The 6,024-nt window shown below is 49.5% G+C and carries 11 protein-coding genes; all 11 read left to right on the plus strand.

The annotated features are described in order from the left end of the window. Nucleotides 1-780 (plus strand): major capsid protein (locus tag KDK19_RS14105; RefSeq protein WP_257292208.1); only part of this gene is annotated, 780 nt, incomplete at its 5' end. A gap of 93 nt (nucleotides 781-873) precedes the next feature. After that, complete coding sequence (locus tag KDK19_RS14110) at nucleotides 874-1,128, plus strand: Ig domain-containing protein (protein WP_257292209.1); 255 nt, start codon at nucleotides 874-876, stop codon at nucleotides 1,126-1,128. 13 nt (nucleotides 1,129-1,141) lie between these two features. Further along, nucleotides 1,142-1,588: a DnaT-like ssDNA-binding protein gene (locus KDK19_RS14115; RefSeq protein ID WP_257292210.1), complete on the plus strand. Its 447-nt coding sequence runs from the start codon at nucleotides 1,142-1,144 to the stop codon at nucleotides 1,586-1,588. Beyond that, nucleotides 1,585-1,941 carry a hypothetical protein gene (locus tag KDK19_RS14120; RefSeq protein ID WP_257292211.1) on the plus strand — a complete coding sequence of 119 codons (357 nt, stop codon included), beginning with the start codon at nucleotides 1,585-1,587 and terminating at the stop codon, nucleotides 1,939-1,941. Before KDK19_RS14115 ends, KDK19_RS14120 begins: the two co-directional genes overlap by 4 nt. A gap of 27 nt (nucleotides 1,942-1,968) precedes the next feature. Next, nucleotides 1,969-2,349: a hypothetical protein gene (locus KDK19_RS14125; RefSeq protein WP_257292212.1), complete on the plus strand. Its 381-nt coding sequence runs from the start codon at nucleotides 1,969-1,971 to the stop codon at nucleotides 2,347-2,349. Beyond that, complete coding sequence (locus tag KDK19_RS14130) at nucleotides 2,349-2,753, plus strand: DUF4128 domain-containing protein (RefSeq protein ID WP_257292213.1); 405 nt, start codon at nucleotides 2,349-2,351, stop codon at nucleotides 2,751-2,753. The genes KDK19_RS14125 and KDK19_RS14130 overlap by 1 nt, the downstream gene beginning before the upstream one ends. A 15-nt stretch (nucleotides 2,754-2,768) precedes the next feature. Then, a complete protein-coding gene (locus KDK19_RS14135; protein WP_257292214.1) occupies nucleotides 2,769-3,704 on the plus strand; it encodes a phage tail tube protein in 936 nt (311 codons plus the stop codon). Next, nucleotides 3,701-4,150 (plus strand): phage tail assembly chaperone, encoded by a 450-nt coding sequence (locus tag KDK19_RS14140; RefSeq protein WP_257292215.1) that lies wholly within the window; start codon nucleotides 3,701-3,703, stop codon nucleotides 4,148-4,150. The genes KDK19_RS14135 and KDK19_RS14140 overlap by 4 nt, the downstream gene beginning before the upstream one ends. 38 nt (nucleotides 4,151-4,188) lie before the next feature. Next, nucleotides 4,189-4,464, plus strand: a complete 276-nt coding sequence (locus tag KDK19_RS14145) for a hypothetical protein (RefSeq protein ID WP_257292216.1) — start codon at nucleotides 4,189-4,191, stop codon at nucleotides 4,462-4,464. Nucleotides 4,465-4,537: 73 nt separating this feature from the next. Beyond that, nucleotides 4,538-4,897, plus strand: coding sequence for a hypothetical protein (locus tag KDK19_RS14150; RefSeq protein ID WP_257292217.1), 360 nt, complete (start codon nucleotides 4,538-4,540; stop codon nucleotides 4,895-4,897). 59 nt (nucleotides 4,898-4,956) lie between these two features. Continuing rightward, nucleotides 4,957-6,024 (plus strand): tape measure protein (locus tag KDK19_RS14155; protein ID WP_257292218.1); only part of this gene is annotated, 1,068 nt, incomplete at its 3' end.

Below are 6,024 nucleotides of genomic sequence, written 5' to 3' on the forward strand. Positions count from 1 at the left end.
GCCTACGGTAATGGTAACAAAACGGCGTCTACTCTGGATCAGCTGCTTAGCCGTGCTGTAAAAGTCGATGGTCGTATTGGCCCGGTTAAAATCACACAGACCATGATGAAGCGCATTGGTTCGGATCCTGAAGAAGCTGCGGCGGTTGTTGCGGCTCAGGCTGCTGAGGCCATGATTCAGGACTATCTGAATACTGCGGCTCTGGCTTTGCTGACTGCAATCGGTACTGTTGGCGATCTGGTTCACGATGCTTCCGGCGAATCTGGCGGTGAGTATGCGCCTCTGTCGCTTGCAATCCTGAACCAAGGTAATGCAAAGATGGGTGACAGGTCACAGCAGATTGTCTCCTACCTGATGCACTCCGTGGCATTTCATGAGCTGCTTGGTGAGGCGATCAACAACGACAGCAGGCTTTTCGCTCTGGGTGATCTGGCTGTATACGATGGCGGTCTCGGTCGTCGTTATATCGTGTCTGACGTTGCATCACTTGTAGATGGTCAGCTAAACCACACTCTGGCACTTACCCCCGGTGCGGCAGCCGTTCAGGTGTCTGGCCTTGATATGGAGTCTGAAGTTCAGACCGGCGGCGAGAACATCACTCGCCAGATGCAGGGTGAATATGACTTTGTAACCGGACTGAAAGGCTTTGGTTGGGCAGACAACACAGCCAAGAGCCCGACAGACGCACAGATTGGCACAGCGGCAAAATGGGAGAAGACCGCAACATCAATAAAAGATTGTGCGGGGGTTCTGATTACGTCGGGAAAAAAGCCAGCGTAGGTGTTACGGGAGTTTCCCTAGCACCTACTACGCTTTCTTTGACAGTTTAAAAAATAACAAGGCGGCTCCGGTCGCCTTTTTTATGGATTTTTTATGGCTGAAAGTAAAAAGGTAGTAATGGCTGTCGGGTCTGGTGATGTGACCGCAACAGTCGAGCCATCCAATGCTACCAACAAGGCTGTTGAGTGGTCTGTCTTGCCTGATGATGGCTCTATTGTGACGATTTCAGCAAGCGGGGAAACGTGCACAGTAACAGCAGTTGCAGCCGGTTCAGCAACGGTAACAGCGACGACTGAAGACGGTGGCCATACCGCTGACTGCACTGTGACTGTGACAGGCGGCTCCTAACGAGGGTTAACCGATGTATGCAACAGTTGAACAGATGCGGGAATACGCCATCGCAAGGGGGCTTAACGTCCCATCTGATGATGGTTTGTGCTTGCAGCTTCTAACAGTTGCCCATGACTGGATAGAAGTTCAGAGCTATGTGGGCAACAGAGCTGAACCTGCACAGGTAAAAGCATGGCCAAGGCGTGGGGTTTTTTATGACGGGTTTGCTATACCTTCTGACGAAATTCCGCAGGTTGTCATTAATGCTGAAATCCAGATTGCAATCGACAGCCAGACCACTGACTTTCTTCCTGTAGGTGATGGTCGTGAAACCCTCAGTGAAGAGGTCGAGGGGGCTGTTTCGGTAACGTATGCAGAAACAGGAGCAACGGCTATTATTCCTGATCCTGTTAAGGCCAGAATGATGCTCAGGCCGCTTCTGACTTCTGGCTACTTCTTTCAGGTTGGCAGGGTATGAGTGGCTTTTACAGCCAGTCTGCTGCAACGGCATCGAGGCTGATTAAACAGTTTGGTAAACAGGTCATTCTTGCCCGGTATGGTGAAAAAGTGTGCGACCCTATTACTGGCGCTTGTGTGTCCGGTGAAAGGGAAGAACTGCTATTTAATGGCATCATTTCCGCTGTCAAACTGTCTCAGATTGATGGTGTAAACATCATGCAGGGTGACAGAATGCTGCTACTGGATAACAGTCAGGTGCCAGAAGATACAGACAAGGTTCTGGTCAGTTTGGAAGAGTGGCAGATAATCAACTTGGAAGAGGTCAGCCCGGCAGGTGTTGCCATCGTTTACCGGGTGCAGATCAGGAGATAGCGCAGTGGTAAAGTCTTTTCCTCTGTTGTGAGCCAGTTCCGATCTGATTCAGTGGCCAAGGCTGGTGAGATTCGCAAAGCCGCAACCATCGAGCTTTTCAGCGGCGTTATCTCTGATACTCCCATTGACACAGGCAGGCTCCGGGCGAACTGGCAGGCAACGACGGTTAACCCGGCAACAGGCCAGCTTGATGCAATCGACAAAAACGGATCTGGAACCGTTGCACTGATGACGAATGTTGTTAACGCTTCTCAGGATGAACAGACGCTATGGCTCACAAACAACCTTCCCTACGCGCTCGGCATTGAATACGGTTACTCAAGTCAGGCACCCACTGGAATGGTGCGGCGAAACATGGCCAGAGTTGCGGCCAACATCAAAAAGCACGCAAACAGAAACAAAGTCTAATGCTCTCTTCCGTAATATCTGCATTGAACCAGGCACTTGTTGACCTTGGTTTAGAGCCTCCCATTGTCTGGGAAAATGTAGACCCACCGAAAAAGGAAAGCGAGTGGCTTGCAGCCTATTTTCTGCCTGCTTCTACAGTCCAATCCAGCCTAGGCGACACTGGGCTGGATCAAACCACGGGTATCTATCAGATTGATGTCCACACAGAGACCGGCATCGGGTGGGGTAGCCTTCACGCACTTGCAGACCAAATACAGTCAGGCTTCAGGCTTGGTCGATGCCTTGAATACCAAGGCCAGAAAGTGACCGTAACAGGATCAAGCAGGACTCAAGGCGGCTCAGAAGGCGGCTGGTTCAAAGCTTCCATTTCCATTCAGTGGTTGGCGTACATCGCCAGACAATAATTTTCAGGTGTCTAAATGACAATTTCAAAAGCACAGCTTAACTCGGCAACCATCGCCACGGGTGCCCGTCACTCCATGGCCTATGTTGCAGAAGCGACTTATGGCACTACGCCAAGCACTCCTGTATTTATTCCAATCCGTCACACGTCTGCCAGTCTGGCTCTGAGCAAAGAGACGTTGCAGTCTGAAGAGTTGCGCCCTGATCGCCAGATAGCCGCATTCAAGCATGGAAACCGTCAGGTCGGTGGTGACATTGGCGCAGAATTCAGCTTTGGTTCGTTTGATGATTTTCTTGAAGCTGCTTTATGTGGAACCTGGGCAACCAATACGCTGAAAGTTGGTATTGAGAGACGGTCTTTCACGATAGAGCGTATTTTCTCAGATATTGACCAGTATCACCGCTTCACTGGCGTAGAGGTTAACAGTCTGGCTATGTCCGTTGCTCCAAACGCGATGGTAACGGCAACGTTTTCTACTGTCGGCCAGAGCATGGAGACTGACACAGCGATCATCGAGGGCGCAACCTATGATGATGCGACCACAACCACGCCTTTCGATTCATTCTCAGGGCAGATCACGGTTGGCGGCAGTCGGTCAGCAGTTGTGACCTCCGTTGACTTCACTCTGGAGAATGGCATTGAAGCCGCCTTTGTCATCGGATCACCAGACACAATCAGACCTACAATCGGCAACAGCAATGTTACCGGGTCAATGTCTGTTTATTTCGAAGACAGCACGCTGATAGACAACTTCATCAATGAGGATGAAGTGGAGCTTTCTTTCACCTTAGACGGTGATGACGGTTCATACACTTTCACGCTCCCACGTATCAAGTTCGGTTCTGGTGCTCCAGAGCTGAGCGGCACCGGGCCTGTGGTAATCAGTATGGAGTTTCAGGCGCTATACGACGGCACAGAAGAAACAAACCTTATGATTGAGCGGACTGCATGATCCCAGAAGATTTCTACACTAAGCCAGCCTGCAACACTCCCCAACGTTTACCGCTTTTCACACCAGACGGTAAAGACTCCGGGGAGTGGATCGAGGTCTATGGTATCGACTCCGACGCTTACGACGCTGTTCGGGCCGAGACACAGCGCCAGCTTATGAGCGTTGATATGTCCATGAGCCTTGCGAAAGAAAAGGCTCTGTCAGCTGATAACAGCCCGGAAGCTTTCGACAGGTCGATAGCTGAACTGTCCAGAGTATCAGAAGACAGGCGGCAGATTATTTCTGACCGTGAGCTTGAGACAAAGGCTGCTCTGGTAGCTGGCTGGTCGTTTGAAAAAGAGTTCACACAGGACAATGTAAAAGAGTTCTTGAGGAATGCGCCGACTATCGCCTTGGAGCTTGATCGGTTCGTATCCAATCGCATGAACTTCATTAAAAAAAAATAAGCAGGCTGCTGGCTTGGGCTGAGGCTGAGGCTGAGTTAATGAAGCCTGTAAAGGGTACAAAGACGACGCTTAAGGCCAATCTGGAGCAGGTCTATAAAACGACAGGGGTTAAGCCTAAAAAGCTCTCAGAACAGCCAGAACAGCCTACAGAACTAAAGTACTTGGTTAACTGGTTCTATAAGCTGTTCAGCTCAACGTCTGGCAGTATCAGCTACACAGAAATACGGCACTGGTCAGACTTGACTCAGGTCAAAGTGAGAGCCTGGGAGGTTGAAGTTATTCAGCAGCTTTCTGTAATATTCCGGCGTGGATAGGGCAGATCACCCGAACGCATGGAGTAACCGGCCATGCTTCCGCATGTTGTCCGGTTTCTCTTGGTAGGGTTTGATGAGAATTTTTGTAGCTGTTTTTCTGTCTGTTTTTTTGGTCGGTTGTGCGAGCACTAGTTATAACTTAGGTCGTGATTTTTCAAGCGAAAAGGTTAAGACGATTGAGAGCGGTGTGACGACAACAGAAGATCTTGTTTCTATGTTTGGCGAGCCATACGGCAAGACCGTAATATCATCTACTCAGGAAAAATGGCTGTACACCTACATTCATAGCACTGCTGACGCTCAATCGTATCTTGTAAAAGTTGATGTGAAGACAACTGGTGTTACAAAGACTCTTGATGTTCTCATAGACAACGGTGTTGTAGAAAACTACGCATTTACTGAAAACAAAACTCCCAGCGTACAGATGCAGTAAGATATATCAAAATTTATAAAGCCCGCCGTTGTGCGGGTTTTTTTATGCCCGGTAAACACATGACGGAATACGCAAATCTATCAATCAGGGTTAACAGTCAGGGCGTAAAGCAGGCTGAGCGAGAGTTAAAGAGCCTCGAATCCCAGTCTGAAAGAACAGAGCGGTCTGCTACTTCTCTCGGCGATGCTGTCGGAGCGGCTGGCGGGGCGATAGCGGCATACTTCACGGCTCAGGCTGCGATTGCTGTAGTGAATACAGCAGACGCTTTTAACCTGCTGCAAGCCAGAGTGAAGAGACTTGCTGACAGCTCTGAGGATGCCGCTGCAAAGTATGGCGAGCTTACCCGCATTTCTATTGATGCTGGAACAGACCTGAAGACCGTTGTTCAGCTCTGGGAGAACTTAGACCAGACTCTAAGCGAGCTTGGCAAGTCAGACGATGAAATAATCCAGCTAACTGAAACCCTTCAGAAGCTTGGTGTTGTCGGTGGATCATCCACTGAGGAAATGTCCAACGCCATGCAGCAATTTGGTCAGGCAATGGCAGGAGGAATACTGAGAGCGGAGGAATTCAACAGTATCATCGAAAACACGCCAGAGGTTGCAAGAGCCATGGCCCGAGGAATGGGTATGAGCATGGGCGAGATGAGGCAAGCCATGCTCGATGGACAGCTAACCGCTGATAAGGTGTTTGACTCTCTAATATCTCAGGTGGGTGCCACCAATGAAGACTTTGCCAAAATGCCTCGCACTGTCAAGCAGGCGTTTAACAGTCTAATCACAAGCTCAGGAAACGCACTTGCAGAGATAAACAACCTGACTGGTGCAACCAATGGACTTGTTTCGATCATAGACCTTCTGTCTGAATCAATCACCAGAGCTGCAAACGAACTTGATTACTTGACTGCTGGATTTAATGAAGTCGCAAACATAGATAATCTGGTATCTGCAAGGAAGGCAGTGGATGAGGTGAGGGTAGAGCTTGTCGAATTAGAGGAGCAGCTCTCAAGCCTGAAATCAGGTGGCGAAGGACTTGTTATATTCAGCGATACAGATCAGACAATTAAAGAGATAGAAGAAAAGATAAATCAGCTCAGGGAAAGGGAAACAGCGCTTGTAAAAAGAATC

Origin of the sequence: Endozoicomonas sp. ONNA1 (assembly GCF_024606325.1) — a bacterium.
In the GTDB taxonomy this organism is placed as follows: Bacteria; Pseudomonadota; Gammaproteobacteria; order Pseudomonadales; family Endozoicomonadaceae; genus Endozoicomonas_A.

Bases quoted from the DNA above. Each gene is read 5' to 3' on its own strand.
- KDK19_RS14110 (WP_257292209.1), top strand. From the start codon at position 874: ATGGCTGAAAGTAAAAAGGTAGTAATGGCTGTCGGGTCTGGTGATGTG.
- KDK19_RS14115 (WP_257292210.1), top strand. From the start codon at position 1,142: ATGTATGCAACAGTTGAACAGATGCGGGAATACGCCATCGCAAGGGGG.
- KDK19_RS14145 (WP_257292216.1), top strand. From the start codon at position 4,189: ATGAAGCCTGTAAAGGGTACAAAGACGACGCTTAAGGCCAATCTGGAG.
- KDK19_RS14120 (WP_257292211.1), top strand. From the start codon at position 1,585: ATGAGTGGCTTTTACAGCCAGTCTGCTGCAACGGCATCGAGGCTGATT.
- KDK19_RS14140 (WP_257292215.1), top strand. From the start codon at position 3,701: ATGATCCCAGAAGATTTCTACACTAAGCCAGCCTGCAACACTCCCCAA.
- KDK19_RS14150 (WP_257292217.1), top strand. From the start codon at position 4,538: ATGAGAATTTTTGTAGCTGTTTTTCTGTCTGTTTTTTTGGTCGGTTGT.
- KDK19_RS14130 (WP_257292213.1), top strand. From the start codon at position 2,349: ATGCTCTCTTCCGTAATATCTGCATTGAACCAGGCACTTGTTGACCTT.
- KDK19_RS14135 (WP_257292214.1), top strand. From the start codon at position 2,769: ATGACAATTTCAAAAGCACAGCTTAACTCGGCAACCATCGCCACGGGT.